Source organism: Allobosea sp. 2KB_26 (assembly GCF_052115715.1).
Lineage (GTDB): Bacteria > Pseudomonadota > Alphaproteobacteria > Rhizobiales > Beijerinckiaceae > Allobosea.
On record NZ_JBFRHE010000001.1, the window covers coordinates 1,471,357 to 1,492,110 of the forward strand.

21 protein-coding genes and 1 tRNA gene are annotated in these 20,754 nt (G+C 65.3%); 6 read left to right on the forward strand and 16 right to left on the reverse strand.

Annotated features, from left to right (window positions below):
* Positions 1 to 7: 7 nt before the first annotated feature.
* From AB4099_RS07120 to AB4099_RS07140, 5 genes are all read left to right on the forward strand, one after another.
* Positions 8 to 1,504, forward strand: a complete 1,497-nt coding sequence (locus AB4099_RS07120; protein WP_441477510.1) for a tripartite tricarboxylate transporter permease — start codon at positions 8 to 10, stop codon at positions 1,502 to 1,504.
* The gene (locus AB4099_RS07125) at positions 1,501 to 2,874 is read left to right on the forward strand and encodes an MmgE/PrpD family protein (RefSeq protein ID WP_441477511.1); all 1,374 of its coding nucleotides are present in this window, start codon (positions 1,501 to 1,503) and stop codon (positions 2,872 to 2,874) included. The genes AB4099_RS07120 and AB4099_RS07125 overlap by 4 nt, the downstream gene beginning before the upstream one ends.
* Before the next feature lie 3 nt (positions 2,875 to 2,877).
* Complete coding sequence (locus tag AB4099_RS07130) at positions 2,878 to 3,627, forward strand: SDR family NAD(P)-dependent oxidoreductase (protein WP_441477512.1); 750 nt, start codon at positions 2,878 to 2,880, stop codon at positions 3,625 to 3,627.
* On the forward strand, positions 3,624 to 4,403 hold the full coding sequence (locus AB4099_RS07135; protein ID WP_441477513.1) for a sulfite exporter TauE/SafE family protein: 780 nt from the start codon (positions 3,624 to 3,626) through the stop codon (positions 4,401 to 4,403). Before AB4099_RS07130 ends, AB4099_RS07135 begins: the two co-directional genes overlap by 4 nt.
* Positions 4,404 to 4,508: 105 nt before the next feature.
* Positions 4,509 to 5,288, forward strand: coding sequence for an enoyl-CoA hydratase/isomerase family protein (locus AB4099_RS07140; RefSeq protein WP_441477514.1), 780 nt, complete (start codon positions 4,509 to 4,511; stop codon positions 5,286 to 5,288).
* Between the two features lie 56 nt (positions 5,289 to 5,344).
* On the opposite strand, the gene AB4099_RS07145 is transcribed toward AB4099_RS07140, so the two are convergent.
* The 5 genes from AB4099_RS07145 to cyoA are packed head-to-tail and all read right to left on the reverse strand — an operon-like array spanning position 5,345 to position 10,245.
* A complete protein-coding gene (locus tag AB4099_RS07145) occupies positions 5,345 to 6,091 on the reverse strand; it encodes an SURF1 family protein (protein ID WP_441477515.1) in 747 nt (248 codons plus the stop codon).
* A gap of 10 nt (positions 6,092 to 6,101) precedes the next feature.
* The gene (gene cyoD / locus AB4099_RS07150) at positions 6,102 to 6,479 is read right to left on the reverse strand and encodes a cytochrome o ubiquinol oxidase subunit IV (RefSeq protein ID WP_441477516.1); all 378 of its coding nucleotides are present in this window, start codon (positions 6,477 to 6,479) and stop codon (positions 6,102 to 6,104) included.
* Positions 6,476 to 7,111, reverse strand: a complete 636-nt coding sequence (cyoC, locus tag AB4099_RS07155; RefSeq protein WP_441477517.1) for a cytochrome o ubiquinol oxidase subunit III — start codon at positions 7,109 to 7,111, stop codon at positions 6,476 to 6,478. Before cyoC ends, cyoD begins: the two co-directional genes overlap by 4 nt.
* A 9-nt stretch (positions 7,112 to 7,120) precedes the next feature.
* The gene (cyoB, locus tag AB4099_RS07160) at positions 7,121 to 9,121 is read right to left on the reverse strand and encodes a cytochrome o ubiquinol oxidase subunit I (protein WP_441477518.1); all 2,001 of its coding nucleotides are present in this window, start codon (positions 9,119 to 9,121) and stop codon (positions 7,121 to 7,123) included.
* A gap of 41 nt (positions 9,122 to 9,162) precedes the next feature.
* Positions 9,163 to 10,245, reverse strand: a complete 1,083-nt coding sequence (gene cyoA / locus AB4099_RS07165; protein ID WP_441477519.1) for a ubiquinol oxidase subunit II — start codon at positions 10,243 to 10,245, stop codon at positions 9,163 to 9,165.
* Positions 10,246 to 10,428: 183 nt separating this feature from the next.
* Between cyoA and AB4099_RS07170 the strand changes: the two genes are divergently transcribed.
* Positions 10,429 to 11,754, forward strand: a complete 1,326-nt coding sequence (locus AB4099_RS07170) for an MFS transporter (protein WP_441477520.1) — start codon at positions 10,429 to 10,431, stop codon at positions 11,752 to 11,754.
* A 128-nt stretch (positions 11,755 to 11,882) separates the two neighbouring features.
* On the opposite strand, the gene AB4099_RS07175 is transcribed toward AB4099_RS07170, so the two are convergent.
* From AB4099_RS07175 to AB4099_RS07225, 11 genes are all read right to left on the reverse strand, one after another.
* Positions 11,883 to 12,089 (reverse strand): hypothetical protein, encoded by a 207-nt coding sequence (locus AB4099_RS07175; RefSeq protein WP_441477521.1) that lies wholly within the window; start codon positions 12,087 to 12,089, stop codon positions 11,883 to 11,885.
* Positions 12,090 to 12,613: 524 nt separating this feature from the next.
* Positions 12,614 to 12,690: transfer RNA gene (locus tag AB4099_RS07180), tRNA-Arg, on the reverse strand.
* A 136-nt stretch (positions 12,691 to 12,826) separates the two neighbouring features.
* Positions 12,827 to 13,213 carry a phosphoribosyl-ATP diphosphatase gene (gene hisE / locus AB4099_RS07185; protein ID WP_113516106.1) on the reverse strand — a complete coding sequence of 129 codons (387 nt, stop codon included), beginning with the start codon at positions 13,211 to 13,213 and terminating at the stop codon, positions 12,827 to 12,829.
* 142 nt (positions 13,214 to 13,355) lie between these two features.
* Positions 13,356 to 13,862, reverse strand: coding sequence for an RNA pyrophosphohydrolase (locus tag AB4099_RS07190; protein WP_113516105.1), 507 nt, complete (start codon positions 13,860 to 13,862; stop codon positions 13,356 to 13,358).
* Complete coding sequence (locus AB4099_RS07195) at positions 13,859 to 15,067, reverse strand: divergent polysaccharide deacetylase family protein (protein ID WP_441477522.1); 1,209 nt, start codon at positions 15,065 to 15,067, stop codon at positions 13,859 to 13,861. The genes AB4099_RS07190 and AB4099_RS07195 overlap by 4 nt, the downstream gene beginning before the upstream one ends.
* Positions 15,068 to 15,192: 125 nt before the next feature.
* Positions 15,193 to 16,527 carry a S41 family peptidase gene (locus AB4099_RS07200; RefSeq protein WP_441477523.1) on the reverse strand — a complete coding sequence of 445 codons (1,335 nt, stop codon included), beginning with the start codon at positions 16,525 to 16,527 and terminating at the stop codon, positions 15,193 to 15,195.
* Positions 16,527 to 17,897: a murein hydrolase activator EnvC family protein gene (locus tag AB4099_RS07205; RefSeq protein WP_113516103.1), complete on the reverse strand. Its 1,371-nt coding sequence runs from the start codon at positions 17,895 to 17,897 to the stop codon at positions 16,527 to 16,529. Before AB4099_RS07205 ends, AB4099_RS07200 begins: the two co-directional genes overlap by 1 nt.
* On the reverse strand, positions 17,894 to 18,373 hold the full coding sequence (gene rlmH / locus AB4099_RS07210; protein WP_113516102.1) for a 23S rRNA (pseudouridine(1915)-N(3))-methyltransferase RlmH: 480 nt from the start codon (positions 18,371 to 18,373) through the stop codon (positions 17,894 to 17,896). Before rlmH ends, AB4099_RS07205 begins: the two co-directional genes overlap by 4 nt.
* 12 nt (positions 18,374 to 18,385) lie before the next feature.
* Positions 18,386 to 18,715 (reverse strand): ribosome silencing factor, encoded by a 330-nt coding sequence (gene rsfS, locus AB4099_RS07215; RefSeq protein WP_441477524.1) that lies wholly within the window; start codon positions 18,713 to 18,715, stop codon positions 18,386 to 18,388.
* 150 nt (positions 18,716 to 18,865) lie between these two features.
* On the reverse strand, positions 18,866 to 19,477 hold the full coding sequence (locus AB4099_RS07220; RefSeq protein WP_113516100.1) for a nicotinate-nucleotide adenylyltransferase: 612 nt from the start codon (positions 19,475 to 19,477) through the stop codon (positions 18,866 to 18,868).
* The gene (locus AB4099_RS07225; RefSeq protein ID WP_441477689.1) at positions 19,474 to 20,715 is read right to left on the reverse strand and encodes a glutamate-5-semialdehyde dehydrogenase; all 1,242 of its coding nucleotides are present in this window, start codon (positions 20,713 to 20,715) and stop codon (positions 19,474 to 19,476) included. Before AB4099_RS07225 ends, AB4099_RS07220 begins: the two co-directional genes overlap by 4 nt.
* Positions 20,716 to 20,754 lie beyond the last annotated feature (39 nt).

Here is a 20,754-nt window from a genome sequence, read left to right on the forward strand (position 1 = left end):
GACGATGATGCATTCGCTCGGAATCGCATTCGACCTCCTGTTCGGCTCGCCGATCATCCTGTTTTCGATCGTCGGTCTGATCTGGGGCATCATCGGCGGATCGCTGCCCGGTATCTCCGCCTCGATCACCATGGCCCTGCTGCTGCCCTTCACCTATGGCATGGCGCCGGTGCAGGCGATCGTGATGCTGGCTTGCACCTATATCGGCGCCGAATACGGCGGCTCGATCCCCGCCATCCTAATCCGCACCCCGGGCACCAACTCGGCTGCCGCGACCGTGATCGACGGCTACGAGATGAAGAAGCAGGGCCGGGCCGGCGAGGCACTGGGGATCTCGCTCTGGTCCGGCGTCATCGGCAGCCTCTTCGGCCTGGTCATGCTGATCATGCTGACCGAGCCGCTCTCCTGGGTCGCACTTGCCTTCAGGCCAACCTCCTATTTCGCGCTCGGCATTCTCGGCCTTAGCGTCATCGCCTCCATGACCAACGGCTCGCTGCTCAAGGGTCTCGCCGCGGCAGTCGTCGGGCTGATGATCTCGACCATCGGCACAGACCCGATCTCGGGCGTGACGCGCTTCACCTTCGGTAGCCCGGAGCTGCTCGGAGGCGTCGAACCCGTCCTGATCATGATCGGCATCTTCGCGGTCAGCGAATTGATGATGCAGTCCGGCTCGCGGGACATTGGCGGTCTGCGTGAACAGGTCAAGGTCCGTCTGCCCAGCCTAAGCATGATGAACAGGCTCAAGCGCTCGCAGTTCATCGGCTGCCTGCTCGGCACATTCGAGGGGCTGACCCCGGGTGGCGGCGGTTCGATTGCGGCCTTCCTGTCCTATAACGAGGCCAGGCGCTGGTCGAAGGAGCCGGAGAAATTCGGCAAGGGATCGGAGGAGGGCGTCGCTGCGCCCGAGACCGCCAACAACACGGTGGCCAGCACCGCGCTGATCCCGCTGCTCTCCTTCGGCATTCCGAGCTCGAATTCGACTGCGGTGCTGCTCGGCGGCCTGCTGATCCACGGGCTGCTGCCGGGGCCGCGCCTGTTCGAGCAGAATGCCGATGTCGTGGTCGGACTCTATCTCGGCTCGTTCATCGCGACCCTGGCGCAGATCGTCGTCGGCATCCTGCTGCTGCCCGTTTGCGTCTGGCTGGTGAACCGGCCGCGCGCCTATCTCGCCGGCTTCATCCTCGCCTTGATCCTGTCGGGCATCTACACGCTCAACACCTCGCTCGCCGATCTCGGCATCGCGCTCGGCATGGGCCTCGTCGGCTACTTGATGCGTCGCGCCGGCTACCCGTTCCTGCCACTGATCCTCGGGGTCGTGCTCGGTCACATGGTCGAGTCGAGCTATCGCCGCTCGCTGCTCCTCTCGGGCGGTGACCACGCGATCTTCCTCGAAGATCCGATCGCGGTCGGCCTGCTGCTCGCATCGGCCGTCTTCGTCACCCTCTCGCTCGTCCGCGAATTCCGCGACGCGCGCAATGCCAAGCCCAAGGATGCGCACGCGTGAACCACCAGACTTCGATCACCGGTGAGCCAGTCGCGCTGCGGCTCGCCAGCTTCGCTGCTCATGCAACGGTGAGCCCGAAGGCGCGGGAGACCGTCCGCCTGCTGCTGCTCGACGTCGCCGGGCTTTGCGTCGCGGCCCGCGGCACCGACTATGTCCGCGCCGCCCTGGCCTCGACCGCATCGTCAGGCAAGGCAACCGCGATCGGCCATGCAGCGGCCCTGGGCCCCTATGACGCAGCGCTGGTCAACGGCACCGCGGCGCACGGCGAGGATTTTGACGATACATTCGAGGGCGGGCCGATCCATGCCGGCGCGGTGATCGTGCCGGCCGTACTGGCAGCCGCGGAGCATCGCGGGCTGTCGGGCGAAGCGGTGCTGCGCGGTGTTGCAGTCGGCACCGAGCTGATGTGCCGGATGAGCCTGGTGACGCCGCAAGCGATTCACAAGGCCTGTTTTCACCCCACCGCGGTGATCGGCGCTCCCGCAGCTGCCGCCGCGGTGGCGAGCGCGCTTGGCCTGCCACCGAAGTTGATCGCGCATGCCATCGGCGTCGCCGGCAGCCTGGCCTCCGGCATTATCGAATATCTAGCCGACGGCAGCTGGACCAAGCGCCTCCATGCCGGTGCGGCAGCGCAGGCCGGCATCCGCGCCGCCTTGCTGGCCGAGGCCGGCTTCCTCGGGCCCGCAACCGTGATCGAGGGCCATCACGGCTTCTACCGCGCCTTCGCTCCGTCGAAGGCACCGGATTTCGCGCCGCTGCTCGACGGGTTGGGCGAGAGCTGGGTGCTCGAGACACTCGCCTTCAAGCCCTATGCCTGCGGGACGATGACCCAGCCCTTCGTCGACTGCGCCATCGCGCTGGCGAAGCAGGGCGTGACGGCCGAGGACATCGTCAGCCTGGAATGCGAGGTCGGCGAAGGCACCGTGCACCGGCTCTGGGAACCGCTCGCGCTGAAGCAGGCGCCGCCCAACGCCTATGCGGCAAAATTCTCGACGCCCTATTGCGTCGCTGTCGGCTTCAGCGACGGCGGCGCCGGACTGGGGCAGTTCACCGAGGAGCGCGTCGGGGAAGCGAACGTGCGGGCGCTGGCCGCCAGGGTTTCTTATGTCGTCAATCCCGCGGACGAGTACCCGCGCAATTTCAGCGGACATATCAGGGCGATCCTCAAGGACGGCACGGTGCGCGAGATGCGCCAGCCGCACATGCGCGGCGGGGCGCATGAGCCGCTTTCCGCTGCCGATATCCTCCAAAAATTCCATGACAACGCCGCCTTCGGCGGCTGGGCTCGCGAGCGCTCCGAACAGGTAGCCGGCGCGCTCGACAAGATCGTCATCGGTGGTGGTTTCGATCTCACAGCAGCGCGGGGCTGAGCGATGGCTGAACTCGACGGCAAGGTTGCCCTGATCACCGGAGCAGCCCGCAATATCGGCCGCGCCATCGCACTCGAACTCGCCGCCGGCGGGGCGGCGGTGATGGGCGTGGCGCTCTCGGACGAGACAGGGCTTGGCGAAATGGTCGCGGCAGTCGAGGCCGAGGGCGGCCGCGCCGCCTGGCGACTGGCCGATGTCACCAAGCCCGACTCCGTACGCGCCGCCATCGAGGCCACGCTCAAGCGCTTCGGCCGGATAGACATCCTCGTCAACAATGCCGCAATCCGTGGCGAAGTGGCCTTCGACGCGATGACCCTGGCGCAATGGCATCAGGTGCTCGGCGTGACGCTCGACGGCCCGTTCCTGTGTTCGCAGGCGGCGCTGGACGCGCTGACTGCGAGTGGGGCAGGCGCCATCATCAACATCGGCGGACTGACAGCCTATACCGGCGCGAAGCAACGCGCCCATGTCGTCACCGCCAAGGCGGGCCTCGACGGTCTCACCAAGGCCCTGGCGCAGGAGCTGGCCGAGCGCGGGATCACCGTCAACCTCGTCTCCCCCGGCCTGATCGATACGGTGCGTGCCGGTCATTCGGCGGCCGAACCTGACCATCACAAGCACCGCACCACCCTGGTTGGACGCCGCGGCCGCCCGCAGGAGGTCGCGGCGATGGTGCGCTATCTTGCTGGGCCGAACGGGCGCTATCTCACCGGCCAGACCGTGCATGTGAATGGAGGGGCCTATCTGCCATGAGCCTCGCGGCTGACCCGGCCTTGCTTGGATCGGCTGTGCAGGCGGCGACCGCTCTTGCCGTCGGCACGGCCGCCTTGGTCGGGTCGCTGCTGAGCGCGCTGACCGGCTCGGGCGGTGCGATCGTGCTGTCGCTGGTTCTGGCTCCCATCATCGGCGTCGGCTCGGTGGTGCAGACGATCAGCGTTGCGATGCTGCTCAGCCATGTCGCGCGCGTCGGCGCATTCCGGAGATTGATCGACTGGCCCGTCACAGGGCGCATCCTGTCGGCGGCGATCCCCGGCTGCCTTGCCGGAGCGGTGCTCTATACCCGGCTTGACGAGGCGGCGATCGGACTGGTGCTCGGCATCTTCCTGATCGCCGTCGTAGTGCTCAAGCGTCTGTTCGCCGGACGGCGCTTCGAGATCGGGCCGACCGGCGTGCTCGTTGCGTCGGCGATCTTCGGCTTTCTCTCGGGCACGACGATCGGTGGCGGACTGCTGATGATCCCGATCCTGCTCGGCGCCGGGCTTGGCGGTGCGGCGCTAGTCGCAACCGATGCGATCGTCGGCCTCACCATGCACCTGACCAAGACACTGGTCTTCGGGCAGGCAGCAGTCCTGAGCAGCGCGCAGGTCTGGCTCGGTGCGGTGATCGGGCTTTGCATGGTCCCGGGCGCCTGGCTCGCCAGGGCGCTGCTCGCCCGCATCCCGCTCAAGATCCACGCGCTGTTGCTCGACGCTGTGGTTGCGTTCGGCGGCGCCTCGTTTGTGGTTCAGGCCCTCCGGACCGGAGCTTGAAACGAGATGCAACTCCGGTTCCCGCGCACGATCGGACGCTGCGTTCTGGCCGGACGCCGACGGTAGCGCGCCCACGAATGCCAGCTGCATGAAGGAGACTATGCGTTGACGAGTGACGAAATTCTGTACGAGGTCGACGGCGGGATCGGGTGGATCACGCTCAACCGGCCGCAGGCGCGCAACGCGCTGACATTCGCGATGTATGATCGTGTCGCCGAGATCTGCTCCGATCTCGAAGGCCATGGCTCACCAAAGGTTCTGGTCCTGACCGGGGCGGGAGAGAAAGCCTTCGCCGCCGGCACGGACATCTCGCAGTTCCGCGCCTTCGACAATCCGGAGGATGCGCTGGCCTATGAGGCACGCATCGACGGTGCATTGCAGAAGATTGAAAGTTGCCAGGTTCCGACCATCGCGGCGATCTCGGGAGCGGCAACGGGCGGAGGCGCCGGCATCGCTTGCGCCTGCGATCTCCGGATCGCGACGCGCAACGCCCGCTTCGGCTTCCCGGTGGCGCGCACACTCGGCAATTGCCTGTCCATGAACAATTATGCGCGGCTGGCCACCCTGCTCGGACCGGCGCGGGTCAAAGACATCGTCTTTACCGCGCGGCTGATGGATGCCGACGAGGGCCACCGCATCGGTCTCTACACTGAACTCGTCTCCGACCATGCCGCGCTGGTGGAGCGGGCAAAGGAATTGGCCACGACCATTGCTGGCCACGCACCGCTGACCCTACGCGCGACCAAGGAAGCGATGCGACGGATCACCAGATCCGACCGCACACGGGAAAGCGACCTCATCCTGATGTGCTATATGAGCGCCGATTTCCGAGAGGGTATCGAGGCCTTCCTCACCAAGCGCACTCCGACCTGGCAGGGACGCTGAAGCTGGATGAGTTCGGATGATTGGCCGAAGCTGCGGACTCGGTAAAGAGACTGCTTCTACGCTGACTGGGTTTCGTCGGCCTTGCCCCGGATCACATAGGCCGCCGCCCCCGCGCTCATCAATGCAAGGCAGAACCAGGTCAGCGCGTAGACGAGATGCGTGTTGCGGAAGCTGACCTGTGTCATCCCGCCCTGCGGCAGCGGGCCAGGCTCGGAGACGGCGTCGGCATCGACGAAATAGGGTGCGACCTCTCCGACGCCCTGTGCCTGCGCGATCTGCACGACATCGCGGGAATACCAGCGCCCGGCGGCGGGATCATTCGCACGCAGGAAGCCGCCACCGGGCTCGCTCAGCCGCAGCAACCCGATGGGACTCGCCGCTTCGCCGGCAACCTTGCGCCGTTCGTCCGGCCCACGCCGCTCCTCCGGCAGGAAGCCGCGATTGACGAGAACGGTAAAGCCGGCATCCGTTCGAAATGCCGCCAGCACCCAGAAGCCGGGGCCGCGCTCTGTCACCGCCATCGTCAGCATCTCCGGCACGGCGAGATAGCGCCCCCGCAATGCAACGCGGCGGTATTCGTCGGCGGCGCCCAGCCTGCCCCATTCCGCCGGCCCGGGCGCGGCCGCTGGCGGCGCGTGAATGCGTGCCTCGACGCGGGCGATGAGATCGAGCTTCCAGGCCCGCCGCTGCATCTGCCAGATGCCGAGCCCTGCGAAGATGAGCGCAAGCACGCAGGCTGCGGCGACAAAAACGACATGCGCCGTGCGCGGTCGGCGCCCCTGCCCCGCGTCCTGTAACGTCACGACGCCGGCCTCACATCCTGTGCATGTCGCTCGGCATCATGTTGGCGTTGAGGTGGTACATGACCCACAGCGAGCCCGAAAGCACGATCACCACAATGATGATGGTGAAGATCAGCGCCATCATCGACCAGCCGCCTTCGGAGCGGCCGTTCATGTGCAGAAAATAGACCATGTGGACGACGATCTGCACCGCCGCGAAACCCATGATCACGAGCGCGGTCAAAGTCGCGTGACCGAGCACGTCATTCATGACGAGCCAGAACGGGATCGCGGTCAGGATGACCGAAAGAACGAAGCCGGTGATGTAGCCGCGCAGGCTGCCATGGGGAGCGCCATGGGCGTCCCCGTGCTCGCCATGCGGCTCGGCGTGGTTCTGGCTTCCGCTCATTTCAGCACGCCCATCAGGTAGACGAAGGTGAAGACGCCGATCCAGACGATGTCGAGGAAGTGCCAGAACATGCTCAGGCACATCAGCCGGCGGCAATTGGCTTCGATCAGTCCGTGTCTTGCGACCTGCCTCATCAGCACGACCAGCCAGATCAGGCCGAAAGTGACATGCAGCCCGTGCGTACCGACCAGCGTGAAGAACGAAGAGAGGAACGCGCTGCGCATCGGCGTCGCGCCCTCGTGGATCAGGTGGGCGAACTCGTAAAGCTCGACCGCGAGGAAGCCGAGGCCAAACAGGCCGGTCACGACGAGCCAGCCCTGCATTGCGGCCTGCCGGCCCTTTTCCATCGCCAGCATGGCGAAGCCATAGGTGATCGAGGAGACCAGCAGCAGGCCGGTATTGACCGCCACCAACCTGAGATCGAACAGGTCGGCGCCGGACGGCCCCGCCGCATAGTTGCGCCCCAGCACCCCGAACGTCGCGAACAGCACCGCGAAGACGAGGCAATCGCTCATCAGGTAGATCCAGAAGCCGAGCATGGTCGAACCGCCGGAGTGCTCGTGCTCCTCTTCCGTGACGTAGAACGTCGGGGCGCCGTTCGAAACCTGGACCTGTGCTGCCGCCTTCGCCATCGTCGTTCCTCAGGCCCGTGCCAGCAGCTTGCTGCGCGAATCCTCCTCGCGCAGAACAGTCTCTGCCGGGATGTGGAAGTCGCGGTCGTAATTGAAGCTATGCGTGATCACGCTCGCCACGGCGCCCACGAAAGTCAGCGCTGCCAGCCACCAGACGTGCCAGATCAGCGCGAAGCCGCAAAGCGTCGCGAAGCCCGCGATGACGACACCGGCCCCGGTGTTCCTCGGCATATGAATCGGCCGGAAGCCAGCGAGCGGTCGCTGATAGCCGCGCTTCTTCATGTCGGACCACGAGTCATGGTCGTGGATCACCGGGGTGAAGGCGAAATTGTAATCCGGTGGAGGCGAGGACGTCGACCATTCCAGCGTGCGCCCGTCCCAGGGGTCGCCGGTCGTGTCGCGCAAGGCATCGCGACGGATGATGCTGACCGCGATCTGGATGAGGAAGCAAAGGATGCCGAACAGGATCAGCACCGCGCCGATTGCCGCGATCACGAACCAGATCTGCAGCGAGGGGTCCTCGAAGCGGTTCAAGCGGCGGGTCACGCCCATCAGGCCGAGCACATAGAGCGGCATGAAGGCGACGTAGAAGCCGACGACCCAGAACCAGAAGGAGAGCTTGCCCCAGAACGGATCGAGCTTGAAGCCGAAGGCCTTCGGAAACCAGTAGGCGATACCGGCGAAGATGCCGAAGACGACGCCGCCGATGATGACGTTATGGAAATGCGCAACCAGGAACAGGCTGTTGTGCAGCACGAAATCGGCCGGCGGCACCGCGAGCATCACACCGGTCATGCCGCCGATGACAAAGGTCAGCATGAAGGCGATGAGCCACATCATCGGCAGCTCGAAGCGGATGCGGCCGCGATACATCGTGAACAGCCAGTTGAAGATCTTCGCGCCTGTCGGGATCGAGATGATCATCGTCGTGATGCCGAAGAAGGAGTTCACGCTGGCGCCCGAGCCCATCGTGAAGAAATGGTGCAGCCAGACAAGATAGGACAGGATGGTGATGACCACCGTCGCATAGACCATCGAGGCATAGCCGAAGAGCCGCTTGCCGCAGAAGGTCGAGGCCACCTCCGAGAAGATGCCGAAGGCCGGCAGGATCAGGATGTAGACCTCGGGGTGCCCCCAGATCCAGATCAGGTTCACGTACATCATCGGGTTGCCGCCGAGATCGTTCGTGAAGAAATTGGTGCCGACATAGCGATCGAGCGTCAGCAGCGCGAGCGTCGCCGCCAGGATCGGGAAAGTCGCGACGATCAGGACATTGGTGCACAGCGACGTCCAGGTGAAGACGGGCATCTTCATCATGTCCATGCCGGGCGCGCGCATCTTGATGATGGTCGCCACCAGGTTGACGCCGGAGAGCGTTGTGCCCACGCCCGCGATCTGCAGCGCCCAAAGGTAATAGTCCATGCCCACCCCGGGCGAGTAGGCGGCGCCTGAGAGGGGCGGATAGGCAAGCCACCCCGTCTTGGCGAATTCGCCGATGAAGAGCGAGGCCATCACCAGCACGGCGCCCCCCACCGTCATCCAGAAGCTGAAATTGTTGAGGAACGGAAAGGCGACATCCCGCGCGCCGATCTGCAACGGCACGACAAAGTTCATCAGTCCGGTGACGAAGGGCATCGCCACGAAGAAGATCATGATGACGCCATGGGCAGTGAAGATCTGGTCGTAATGGTGCGGCGGCAGGTACCCTTCGCTACCGGCAAAAGCGATCGCCTGCTGTCCCCGCATCATCAGCGCGTCGGCGAAGCCGCGCAGCAGCATGATGACGCCCAGGATCATGTACATGATCCCGATCTTCTTGTGGTCGACGCTGGTGAACCACTCGTTCCAGAGATAGCCCCAGGCTTTCATTCGCGTGATCAGCACGAGCAGCGCGAGGCCGCCGAGCACCACGACAGCAAAAGTCGCCACCAGGATCGGCTCGTGCAGCGGCAGCGCTTCGAAGGTGAAACGGCCAAACACCAGCTTCCACCATTCGGGATAGGAGGTCATGGATCCCTCGTCTCGCTAGCGGCGACCATCTCGGACGCGGTTCAGTTGGCGACGCGGGCGGTGAGGCCCGCGGTACCGTAGACGTCGGCGGGAGTGCAGATCGCCGTGACGAAGGGGCGCGGCGGTATCGGCTGCCCGCCCCGGCGGATGCTCTTGTCGTATTCGAGCGCCATCACGGTCGAGATCCCCTCCTTGCCGCCCCCGCCCCTGGCATCCATCGCCATCATGTCGCGCGTGCACATCTTGGCGCGATCGACACACATGTTGAGGATGGCCTGGAACAGGTCCGGCGCGACATCGCGGAACTGCCGCGTCGGCTCGCGCTCGCTTGGGCGTTCCAGCACGAGATATTCCTCGCGTCCGAGCGGCCCGCCCCTTTCGCGCGTGGCTCGGGTCCAGGCCTCGAAGCCCTGGCGGTCAACGCCGCGGAAACGAAAGCGCATGTCGGAGAAGCCGGCGCCGCTGTAATTGGCCGAGAAGCCCTCGAAATCGCCGGGATGATTGATCACGGCGTTGAGCTTCGTCTGCATGCCCGGCATCGCATAGATCTGCCCCGCCAATGCCGGAATGAAGAGGGAGTTCATGACCGTGGAGGACGTGATCCGGAATTCGATCGGCTGGTCGACCGGCGCGACGACCTCGTTGAGCGAGGCGATGCCCTGCTCCGGGTAGAGGAAGAGCCACTTCCAGTCGAGCGCCACCACCTGGATGACCAGCGGCCCTTGCGGCGGTGCGTTTTCGCTCATCCTTGCAGCGGCAGCCGGCTTCGCCGCGCTGATGCGCCCGAGCGGCCGGTAGGGGTCGAGCAGATGCGTGGCCATCCAGGTGATCGCCCCGATGACGATGATGATCAGCAACGGAACCGCCCAGATCACCACTTCGAGCGGCAGCGAATGGTGCCAATCGGGATCATAGGTCGCGTTGGCGGAAGCACGGTAGCGCCAGGCGAAGAACACCGTCAGCGCCATCACCGGCACGATGATAAGGAGCATCAGCGCCGTGGAGGTCAGCAGGAGATTTCGCTGCTGGACGGCAACATCGCCCGACGGAGCCAAAAGCACCATCTGGCAGCCGCCGAGCATGGCGAGTACAGGCAGAATCGTTAGAAATCGAAGGATCCGCAAGAGACTCGAGACCTCCCTGCCGCCGGAACAACCTTCTCTATGCCCATTCCTTCGCATCACCCATCAGACAATCTGTCCCATTGCGAAGGTTTGACGGGTATCTGCGATCCACCGTATCCATTTGCATGAGGTGCGGGCAAGCCCGTACGATCCGACCCGCCCGATAGCGAGGGGTTCCCGGTCATGAGCGCTGAGGCAGCGAACCATACATCGGGTCACTTGATAGACGAGCACGGGCGCGACCATGTCTCGCCCGGCGAAATCGCGATCGGCGTGATCATCGGCCGGACCTCCGAATATTTCGACTTCTTCGTCTTCGGTCTCGGCTGCGTCCTGGTCTTTCCGGAGCTGGTATTCCCTTTCGCCGACCGGCTGACCGCAACGCTCTATGCCTTCGCGATCTTCGCGCTCGCTTTCATCACCCGCCCGATCGGCACAGTGCTATTCATGGCCATCGACCGTCGCCACGGCCGGGCAGCCAAGCTGACCGTTGCGCTCTTCCTCCTCGGCGGCGCGACGGCCGCCATCGCCTTCCTGCCCGGCTACGCCACGATTGGCATCTGGTCCGGCATCATTCTCGCGATCTTCCGACTCCTGCAGGGCATCGCACTCGGCGGAGCCTGGGACGGGCTCTCCTCCCTGCTCGCCCTCAATGCGCCCGCCGGCCGCCGCGGCTGGTATGCCATGCTGCCGCAGCTCGGCGCGCCGCTTGGCTTCATCCTTGCCGCCGGGCTGTTCGCCTATTTCGAAGGCTCGCTGTCGAGGGAAGATTTCCTCGACTGGGGTTGGCGCTACCCCTTCTTCGTCGCGCTGACGATCAATGTCGTGGCGTTGTTCGCGCGGCTGCGGATGGTTGCAACCCAGGAATTCGCCCAGCTCATGGAAACCCGCGAGCTCATGCCCATGCCGGTTCTCGAGTTGGTCAGGGCGCGCGGCAGCACCCTCATCCTCGGCGCCTTCGTGCCGCTGGCGAGCTTCGCGCTGTTCCACCTCGTCACCATCTTCCCGGTGAGCTGGATCAACCTTTTCACCGAACGTTCGGTTTCGGAATTCCTGATGGTGCAGGCGGCCGGCGCCGTGGTTGGCTTCGGCGCGATCGTCACCTCCGGTTTGATCGCAGACCAGATCGGCCGCCCCAACACGCTCCTTGTATCCGGCGGAATGATCGCCCTCTTCAGCCTGTCGAGCATCATCGCGCCGCTGCTCTTCGGCGACAGCCTGGCGGGACAGACGATCTACGTGATCATCGGCTTTGGCCTGCTTGGGCTCTCCTACGGCCAGACTGCCGGCGCCGTGGCCTCGAGCTTCGGCACGCAGTACCGCTATACCGGCGCAGCCCTGACCTCCGATCTTGCCTGGTTGCTCGGCGCCGGCTTTGCGCCACTCGTGGCGCTGACCGTCTCGAGCCAATTCGGGCTCGCCTGGGTTGGCGTCTATCTGCTCTCGGGCGCGCTCTGCACGCTCGCGGCGCTCGGGATCGATCGGCGGCTTGAGGGGCGTTACAGCTGAGCCGACCACGACACGAACGACGATATTCGTCCGAGGAGGGACGCCGTCGCTCGCCAGTTCGGTGCCGAGCTGGGGCGGTCGGAAGAGCCTGGAATGGTCCGAAATCGGTGCCCCGCCAACCCCTGCGGCTAACGGGTCGCACGCCGTGTTGCGCGCACCACGGTGGGAGCCGTAACCGCCCCCGCAGCGCCCCCAACGACCGCACCGACCGGGCCACCCACAAGTGCGCCCGTTCCCGCTCCGGCAGCGGCACCACCGATCCTCTGCTGGGTCGTGTTACAGGCGCTCGCCGCCAATGCGGTGAGTAGCAATAGCGTCATCACTGAAACCTTCATCGCGCGTCCTCCTGAATGCGCAACGTCCCTGGACGGTAGCTGTTCCGGCCCGCGGACCAGCCGAGTGGCAGTCTCATCGGCTTTGCAATCCCAGAACGGGCCGCAGCATCTGAACCGTGACGGTGCCGCATTCTGCGCGATCGCCGGCGCTTGGCAGCGGCGGGCCTTGCGGTCGACACGAGCAGCAAGACCCATGCTGGGCACCGCGGAGGCTCAGCAGGTGATCGAGAGACTTGAACGCACGACGACTCCGCCCCGCACGCCTGCGATACGCGCGTGGCGCCGAATGGGGCATAACCGCGCTAACGGCGCCGAGATCATGGGAAGGTCAGGAGCAAGAACGATGCGGTAGCCGAATCGCTCGCTGGCGAAACGACACGGGCTCGCCATGCGTGGCCGCGTTAAGGCCGACAACACCATCGGCCTGCGGTCGAGTGGAAAGCGCTGAACCGTGCTTTAATGGAAGCTTACAAATGGCCCTGAAAACGGGCGGTAAGCAGCACTCCTGAGAAGGAGCTAAATAATGGCGCGCCCGAAAGGATTCGAACCTCTGACCCTCAGATTCGTAGTCTGATGCTCTATCCAGCTGAGCTACGGGCGCGTATCAGGTGGCTCGGCCGTGGCCGCGTCGATCTGATGTGGCGGGAATAACCGCAACGCTTCGGCTTGGCAACCCCCGTCTTCCCGGAAATCTGACATTCCCGGGGATGAGGGTGCGAGCGCGCTAAAACCGCTGCTCAGTCTTCGCGCGAGCCGCCACCGCCAATTGCGGCAACCTCGGCGCTTTCCTGCCTCGCCTGCTTCGCGGCCCGGTTCTTCGGCAATTTCTCGGCAATGCCGTAGAGCTGTTCGCGCCGGTCCATCTCGCGCCAGACATCCGCGGGCGCGATACCGATCTCGCTCCAGAGCACAACGAGATTGTAGATCAGGTCGGCGCTCTCCAGGATCACTCGCTCGCGGTCGGCCTGAACCGCTTCCAGCCCGACCTCCACCGCCTCCTCGGCCAGCTTCTTGGCCATTTTCGGCAGCCCCTCGCCGATGAGCTTGGCGGTGCGCGAAAAGGCCGGGTCGCGTGTGCGCGCGGCGAGGACCGCAGTGTGAAGCTTGAAAACCGAATCAACCATATCGCGAGCCTCACCCCCTCATGTGAGCATTTCGTGACAGGGAGCATCAGGCAGCACGCGGCGCGAATCACTCCCCAGGAAATGGTAGAGCAAATCGCAGGGGACGAAATGTTTGTTTCACGCCAAGACGAACTTGGAACGATCAGTCCGCTGCGAAGGGGGAAAAGGACCGGACCACGTCGCGATAGACGGCCTGTTTGAATGGAATGATCAGATCAGGCGTCTCTTCCAGCCGTGCCCAGCGCCAGGCTTCGAACTCTGGCTTGTGCCCGCCAGAGGGGTGCAGGATATCGATCTCGCTGTCGGGACCGTCGAGACGGAAGGCGAACCATTTCTGGGCCTGGCCGCGCCAGCGGCCCTTCCAGGCTTGTTGGCCGATATCCACGGGAAGATCATAGCTCAGCCAGACCGGCACCTCAGCCAGCAGCGAGACGGAGGTGACATTGGTTTCCTCCTGCAGCTCACGCAGCGCCGCCTGATAGGGCGTCTCGCCGGGATCGATGCCACCTTGCGGCATCTGCCAGGCAAAGCCCGGCGCAACATGCTCGCGCTTGGTCTTGTCGGCTCGCCGCCCGACGAAGACGAGCCCGTCGCGGTTGAACAACGCCAGCCCGACGCAGGGGCGATAGCCGGGAGGCGGCTCGGTCATTTCAGAGAACCTGTTGTGGAGGGGTTGCGCAGTCCGCGGGCTGCGCTGACCGGCACGATGACGAGGCCCTTGGCTTCCAGCGATTTGGCCCAGCGCGCGATGCGCTCGATCGAAACCGGCAGCGCGCTCGCCGCTCCAATCGCCACACCTTGTTCGCGCGCCAGAGCCTCAAGCCGCTGCAACTGCTGGTCGATCTCATCAGCCCGGGTGACCGTATCGATCACCCTGTCGACCTTGAGTGCCGGAATTTGCGCCCGCGCTGCCGCATTCGCGAGCTGGCTGCGCGAGGAGGAGCCGTCGTCGATGACCATCAGCCCGCGACCGGCGATCTCGCGCAGGACCGGTGACAGGGCGTTCTCATCGGCCGTCAGCCGGCCACCGAGAAAATTGACGATGCCGACATAGCCGGTGAAGCGACCGAGCACCCAATGCAGCCGATCGAGATTCTCAGCCGCCTTGGGGCCGGCGAGCAGGGTGTGCGGCCCGGGATCGTTGTCGGGATAGTCGAACGGTTCCATGGGAACCTGCAGGAAGACCTCATGGCCGTCGCCACGAGCCCGCTGCACGACGCGCTCCAGCTCGACCCCATAGGGCGCGAAGGCCAGCGAAACCGCGCCAGGCAGCTGTGTGATCGCATCTGCCGTACCGTTCTGGCTGATACCCAGCCCGCCGACGAGGAGCGCAATGCGGCCGGCCGGCTTGGTCTCGGGCGCCGGACCTGACGGCCGGGCATAGACCTGCATCGGCGTCGTGCCGTCCGGTCCCACCTTCGGCAGAAGGCCGAACCGGCTGCGTTCGACCAGCCGGTTGTCGGGGGCCGGCGCGAGCTTGACCTCGCCGCTGTCGGGAATCGTGATGACGATCGCACCGGGAACATCTGCCCCCGGGCGCACGACGGTCACCCCTGATTCGGTTTCAAGCTGGCGCGCAGTGGACGGGGAGCGCGGATCTCTGACATTGGGTTCGACCGCCGGTGCAGCCGCGATCTCCCGTGAGGGCTGCCTGATCTCGATCGCGGCAGTCGCCATCGGCTCGCCCCCGTCGGGGTCACGACGGAACAGCAGGATGGCAATCACTGCAAGCGCCGTGCATCCCACCGCCCCGCTCAAGGCGAGCGACAGCAAGCGCGTCCACGGCTTGCCGTGGCGCACCGGGCGATCCTGCCCCAAGGGCCGGTCGAGCTCGGTAAGCGGCGTTCCGGCCAAGGGCAGCCGTCCTCAGCTGTTCGAAACGGACCCGAATCAGCGGCCCGCACGCCTAGTCTTGGCGCGTGCGGCGCCAGCAGTCGAGAGCGCCGGAGAATGGCGCTCTCCTCGCAGTCGGATGGAAATCAGTTCGGCTTGGCGGGCTCTGGGGTCGGAACCGGCCCGGCAACGTCCTTCTTGACGCCCCGCAACTGATTCAGCGCGGCAAGCAGCTGCGTATCCTTGGTCGGATCATTCGGCACATAGGAAGCCGAACCCGACTGCTCGTCCTTGCCGTCGCCCGACTTGAGATGGCCCTTCAGCGAAGCCTCGCCCTTGTTGTCCGTCAGCTTGTCCTTGAGCTCTGGCGGAATTTCCTGGACGACCTCGATATCCGGCGTGATGCCCTTGGCCTGGATCGAATTGCCCGATGGCGTGTAGTAGCGCGCCGTGGTCAGGCGCAGGCCGCCATTCGAGCCGAGCGGGATCACGGTCTGCACCGAGCCCTTGCCGAAGGAGCGCGTGCCCATCACGGTTGCGCGCTTGTGATCCTGCAGGGCGCCGGCAACGATCTCGGCCGCCGAGGCCGAAGAGCCGTTGATCAGAACCACGACTGGCTTGCCCTTCGTCAGGTCGCCCGACTTGGCGTTGAAGACCTGGGTCTCCTCGGCATTGCGACCGCGCGTCGAGACGATCTTGCCGCGCTCCAGGAACGCGTCCGACACCAGCACCGACTGATCGAGCCTGCCGCCGCGATTATTGCGCAGATCGATCACATAGCCCTTGATCTTGTCGACGCCGATCTCGGCATTGACCTTGTCGAGCGCCTTGCGCAGGCCCTCATAGGTCTGCTCGCTGAAAGTGCCGATGCGGATATAGCCGACATCGCCTTCGACCCGCTCTTCAACCGCCGGGACGACGATGGTGGAACGGGTCAGGGTGAACTCCAGCGGATCCGGCTTGCCCGGGCGCTCGATCTTGAGCTTGACCTGCGTGTTGATGATGCCGCGCATCTTCTCCACGGCCTGGGTCAGGCTCAGGCCCTTCACCTGGTCGCCATCGATCTCCCTGATGATGTCGTTGGCGAGGATGCCGGCCTTGGAGGCGGGCGTGTCCCGAATCGGCTTGGCGACCTTGAGGACGCCGTCCTCCATCGTGACCTCTATGCCGAGGCCGCCGAACTGGCCGCGCATGTCCGTGTCCATGTCACGGAAGCTCTTCGCATCGAGATAGGCCGAATGCGGATCGAGCGAGGAGACCATGCCGTTGATCGCGGCCTCGATCAGCTTCTGCTCGTCGGGCTTCTCGACATAGTCGGTGCGGATCTTCTCGAAGATGTCACCGAACAGGTTGAGGCTCCGATAGACCTCCGCCGAAGCCGCGACCGCACTGGTCGAGGACAACAGGTGGGTCTGTGTCGCCAGACTGGTAAGGCCCGCGCCAACGATCGCGCCGGCGAGAACGAGGGAGACCTTGCGCATCATCCGCGAACCTTTTCGCTTTGCAATTTCGTCCACCACGGTGTCGGGTCGATCGAAACGCCGTCTTTTCTGAACTCTATATAGAGAACCGGTTCCCCGGTCCCCGAACCTACGATCGTCGCGGCAGCTTCCGACGTTTGACCCATCATCGCAACCGGTTCCCCGGCAAGGACGAATTGGTTCAGCGACACGTCAATCCGCTGCATGCCGGCCAAGAGCAAATAGTACCCCCCACCCGCGTTCAGGATCAAGAGTTGCCCGAAGGAGCGGAACGGCCCGGCATAAACAACCCAAGCGTCGGAAGGCGCCGAAACTAGGGCATTAGGGCGGGTTGTTAGCGAAATTCCGCGCGTTGTGCCGCCAACGCCGTCATTGTCACCAAAACCACGCAATTGTGATCCGGCGGCCGGCAGAGGCAGCATGCCGCGTGCTTCCGCGAAAGCAATCTTCGGGGCGAGCCGGGCCGGATCCTTGAAAGCGAGCGCCGCCATGCGCTGTCGCTGCTCGCGGGTCTCGGCCTCCAGAGCCTGGCGCGCCGCTTCCGCGGCGCGATTCGCGACGGAGATTTCCTTCTCGATCCGCTCGACGAAATCGCGCAGACCCTTCGCCTGCATCGCAAGCTCTCCGCTCATCCCGCGCTGCGCCTCGATATCCTTGGCCGCACTGGCCTCGCGCTCGCGCCTGGCGTCGATCAGCGAGGCAAGGCGCTGACGCTCGCCTGCGAGCGTTTCCAGCTCGCCGGTCATGGCCTTGCGCTCGTCTGCAATCCCGCCGCGCAACCGCACCAGCTCGCCAAGATCAGTGCTGAGGATCTCGATCTCCTGGCGCAGATCGGGCACCACAGCACCCAGCAGCATCGAGGCTCGCACCGCCTCCAGGATATCCTCCGGCCGCACCAGAACGGCTGGCGGCGGCCGGCGGCCGATCCGCTGCAGCGCCGCCAGGACTTCGCCGATCAAACCGCGGCGCCCCTCGAGCGAGCGCCGGATCGCGGTTTCGCTGGTTTGCAGAAGCGCCAGCCGCTCCTCGATCGCGCCGATACGACGTTCGACACCTTGGGTACGGGCTGTCGCCTCGAGCAGCGCCTTGTTGAGACCAGCCCGATCGGCTCGGATCGTGGCGATCTCGGCCTCCAGTTTCGTTCGCGCCTCGGCATTGCCCGCCAGCCGTTCCTCGATCGCCTTCAACTCGGCTTCGCGGGCCTGCTTCTCCGCCAGCTTCTGCGCGATCTCGGGCGCCGCGCGATCCGGATCGGGCGCCGGCTCCTGGGACTTGGCCGGCAGATGACCGAGACCGAGCGCGAGCCATAGCAAAGCGGCGCTGCCGAGGCGGCGCGAATTGGCTCGAATCACTGATGCGACGGACGTCATGCGCGATGATAGGGATGTCCGGCAATAATCGTCATGGCCCTGTAGAGCTGCTCAAGCGCAAGCACGCGCACGAGCTGATGCGGCAGCGTCAGGGCCCCGAAGGCCAGTGTCAGATCGGCGCGATCCCGAATGCTCTCGTCCAGCCCGTCCGCGCCGCCGATCACGAGGCTTGCGGTGCCCGTCCCGGCGTCTCGCGAGGCTGCGATCCTGCCGGCGAAGGCATCGCTCGTCAGGCTCCTGCCACGCTCGTCGAGTGCAATCAACAGCCCTGGCGAGAGCTTTGAAAGGATGGCGGCAGCTTCATCGCGCTTGCGCTCTTCAGGCCGCCGCGCCCGGCTTTCAGGCAGCTCCATGACATCGGGCCCAGTCAAGCCAAGGCTGCGCCCAAGACCATGGCTACGTTCGCGGTAGCGCTCGCAGAGGTCCCGCTCCGGCCCGTCCTTGAGCCGGCCGACGGTGATGATGGCGAGCCGCACCGGAGATCTGGGTCAGCCGACGAGCCGCTCATTCGGGCGGTCGGCGCCCCACATCTTTTCCAGATTGTAGAACTGGCGCACTTCCGGCCGGAAGACATGGACGATGAGATCGCCCGTATCGATCAGCACCCAGTCGCAGGCAGGCATGCCCTCGACTTTCGGCGTCGGCAGTCCCGTCTTCTTGAAGGCCTCGACGAGGCTGTCGGCAATCGAGGCGACATGGCGGTTCACGCGCCCTGACGCGATGATCATCGCGTCAGCCAGCGAAGTCTTGCCAACCAGGTCGATGACGGTGATGTCCTCGGCCTTCATATCTTCGAGAACATGGATTGCGAGGGCCACGCTGTCGGCGGACGGGTTTCCGGGGACAGCAGCCTGGGGAAGCGGCTTCGGCTCGGCTTCACCAAGGGTTTGACGGTTCAGTTCCGTATCCTCACATGACGACGCGCTCTCAGCGCGACGATCCTAAATTAAGCGATATGAGGTCGAAATTCAATCGCGACCAGCCAACTGGCGCAAATGGGTCGAGGACAGCTCCGAGCGCCGGCCATGCAGGAACACCCAGGCGGGGGGCTCCAGCAGCGGCAGGGCGGCCGCCGCATTCTCGGAAACTCGCCAGCGCGACAACCAGTTGGCGGCCGGCGAAGCCACCGCACGATGCGTCGATCCCGGGCGGTCGATCACGGCGATCGGCATCATCCGGGCAATGGCGCGCCACTCGTTCCAGCGATGGAAACCCGCAAGATTGTCGGACCCCATGATCCAGACGAAGCGGACGCCAGGACAGCGCAGCTTGAGCGCGCGCAGGGTATCGGCAGTATAGCGGGTGCGCAGGCTCGCCTCGACCCCGGTGACATGAATGCGGGCGTGATCGGCAAGCTCTTGCGCCGTCGCTATTCGTTCGCCGAGCGATGGCAGGGCCGCGTTGTCCTTGAGCGGATTGCCCGGGGTGACTAGCCACCAGACGCGGTCGAGTTGCAGCCGACGCAGCGCCGTCAGGCTCGCCATGCGGTGTCCGTCATGCGCCGGGTTGAAGCTCCCGCCGAACAACCCGATCCGAAGGCCCGGTGCGTGGGGCGGCAGACGCAGATCCTCTGCCCTCACGGCCGGATCTGGCCGCTGCCATGAACCCGGTATTTGAAGGAGCAGAGCTGCTCGACACCGACCGGCCCGCGCGCATGCATGCGCCCCGTCGCGATGCCGATCTCGGCGCCGAAGCCGAACTCGCCGCCATCGGCGAACTGGGTCGAGGCATTATGGACCACGATGGCTGAATCGACTTCGGCCAGGAAGCGCCGCGCCGCCGCCTCATCGGCGGTCACGATTGCATCCGTATGGTGCGAGCCGTAGCGCTCGATATGCGCGATCGCCGCATCGAGCCCGTCGACCACCTTCACCGCGATGATGCGGTCCAGATATTCGGTCGCCCAGTCCGCCTCCGTTGCGGGCGTCACCTGCGGATTGGCGGCCTGTGCGGCAACATCGCCACGCACTGCGCAGCCGGCCTCGACCAGCATCCTGAGGAGCGGCTGCAAATGGGTCGCCGCACATGTGGCGTCGACCAGAAGGCTCTCGGCCGCGCCGCAGACGCCGGTACGGCGCAGTTTTGCGTTCAGCACGATCGCCTTAGCCATGTCGAGATCGGCCGCACCATCGATATAGACATGGCAGTTGCCATCGAGATGCGCGAAGACCGGCACACGCGCATCGCTCTGGACACGGGCGACCAGGCTCTTGCCGCCACGCGGCACGACGACATCGACGGCGCCGCCGAGCCCCGCCAGAATTTCGCCGACGGCTGCGCGGTCCCGTGTCGGCACCAGCTGGATCGCGTCGCCCGGCAGCCCGGCAGCTTCCAGCCCCTGCCGGAGCGCTGCAGCAATCTCGGTCGACGTGCGGAAACTATCCGAGCCCGCGCGCAGGATCGCGGCATTGCCGCTTTTCAGGCAGAGCGCGCCAGCATCGGCGGTGACATTCGGGCGGCTCTCGAAAATCACCGCGATGACGCCAAGCGGCGTCGCCACGCGCTCGAAGGCAAGGCCATTGGGCTGGGTCCAGCTGGCGAGAACCCGACCGACGGGATCGGGCAGCAGGGCGATGCTCGCAACCGCCTCGGCAACCGCCGCGAGCCGGGCCTCGTCCAGCATGAGGCGGTCGATGAAGGCGGCGTTCTGGCCGGCGCCTCGCGCCTCCTCGAGGTCGCGTGCATTGGCGGCGAGGATCGCCGGCGCGCGCTCGCGCAGGGCCTCGGCCATCGCCATCAGCGCCGCGTTGCGCTGCTCGGCCGATGCAAGCGCGACGAGCCGAGCGGCGGCGCGGGCCTGCCGGCCGAGCCCATGCATGACCGTGCCGATATCCTCTTGGCTGTCACTTGCAGAAAC

Coding starts and splice junctions, on each gene's coding strand:
- cyoD (WP_441477516.1), bottom strand. CDS start 6,479: ATGAGCGGAAGCCAGAACCACGCCGAGCCGCATGGCGAGCACGGGGAC.
- AB4099_RS07130 (WP_441477512.1), top strand. CDS start 2,878: ATGGCTGAACTCGACGGCAAGGTTGCCCTGATCACCGGAGCAGCCCGC.
- cyoB (WP_441477518.1), bottom strand. CDS start 9,121: ATGACCTCCTATCCCGAATGGTGGAAGCTGGTGTTTGGCCGTTTCACC.
- hisE (WP_113516106.1), bottom strand. CDS start 13,213: ATGGTTGATTCGGTTTTCAAGCTTCACACTGCGGTCCTCGCCGCGCGC.
- AB4099_RS07200 (WP_441477523.1), bottom strand. CDS start 16,527: ATGCGCAAGGTCTCCCTCGTTCTCGCCGGCGCGATCGTTGGCGCGGGC.
- cyoC (WP_441477517.1), bottom strand. CDS start 7,111: ATGGCGAAGGCGGCAGCACAGGTCCAGGTTTCGAACGGCGCCCCGACG.
- AB4099_RS07175 (WP_441477521.1), bottom strand. CDS start 12,089: ATGAAGGTTTCAGTGATGACGCTATTGCTACTCACCGCATTGGCGGCG.
- AB4099_RS07120 (WP_441477510.1), top strand. CDS start 8: ATGCATTCGCTCGGAATCGCATTCGACCTCCTGTTCGGCTCGCCGATC.
- AB4099_RS07190 (WP_113516105.1), bottom strand. CDS start 13,862: ATGACCGAGCCGCCTCCCGGCTATCGCCCCTGCGTCGGGCTGGCGTTG.
- AB4099_RS07170 (WP_441477520.1), top strand. CDS start 10,429: ATGAGCGCTGAGGCAGCGAACCATACATCGGGTCACTTGATAGACGAG.
- AB4099_RS07205 (WP_113516103.1), bottom strand. CDS start 17,897: ATGACGTCCGTCGCATCAGTGATTCGAGCCAATTCGCGCCGCCTCGGC.
- AB4099_RS07135 (WP_441477513.1), top strand. CDS start 3,624: ATGAGCCTCGCGGCTGACCCGGCCTTGCTTGGATCGGCTGTGCAGGCG.
- AB4099_RS07225 (WP_441477689.1), bottom strand. CDS start 20,715: ATGCATGGGCTCGGCCGGCAGGCCCGCGCCGCCGCTCGGCTCGTCGCG.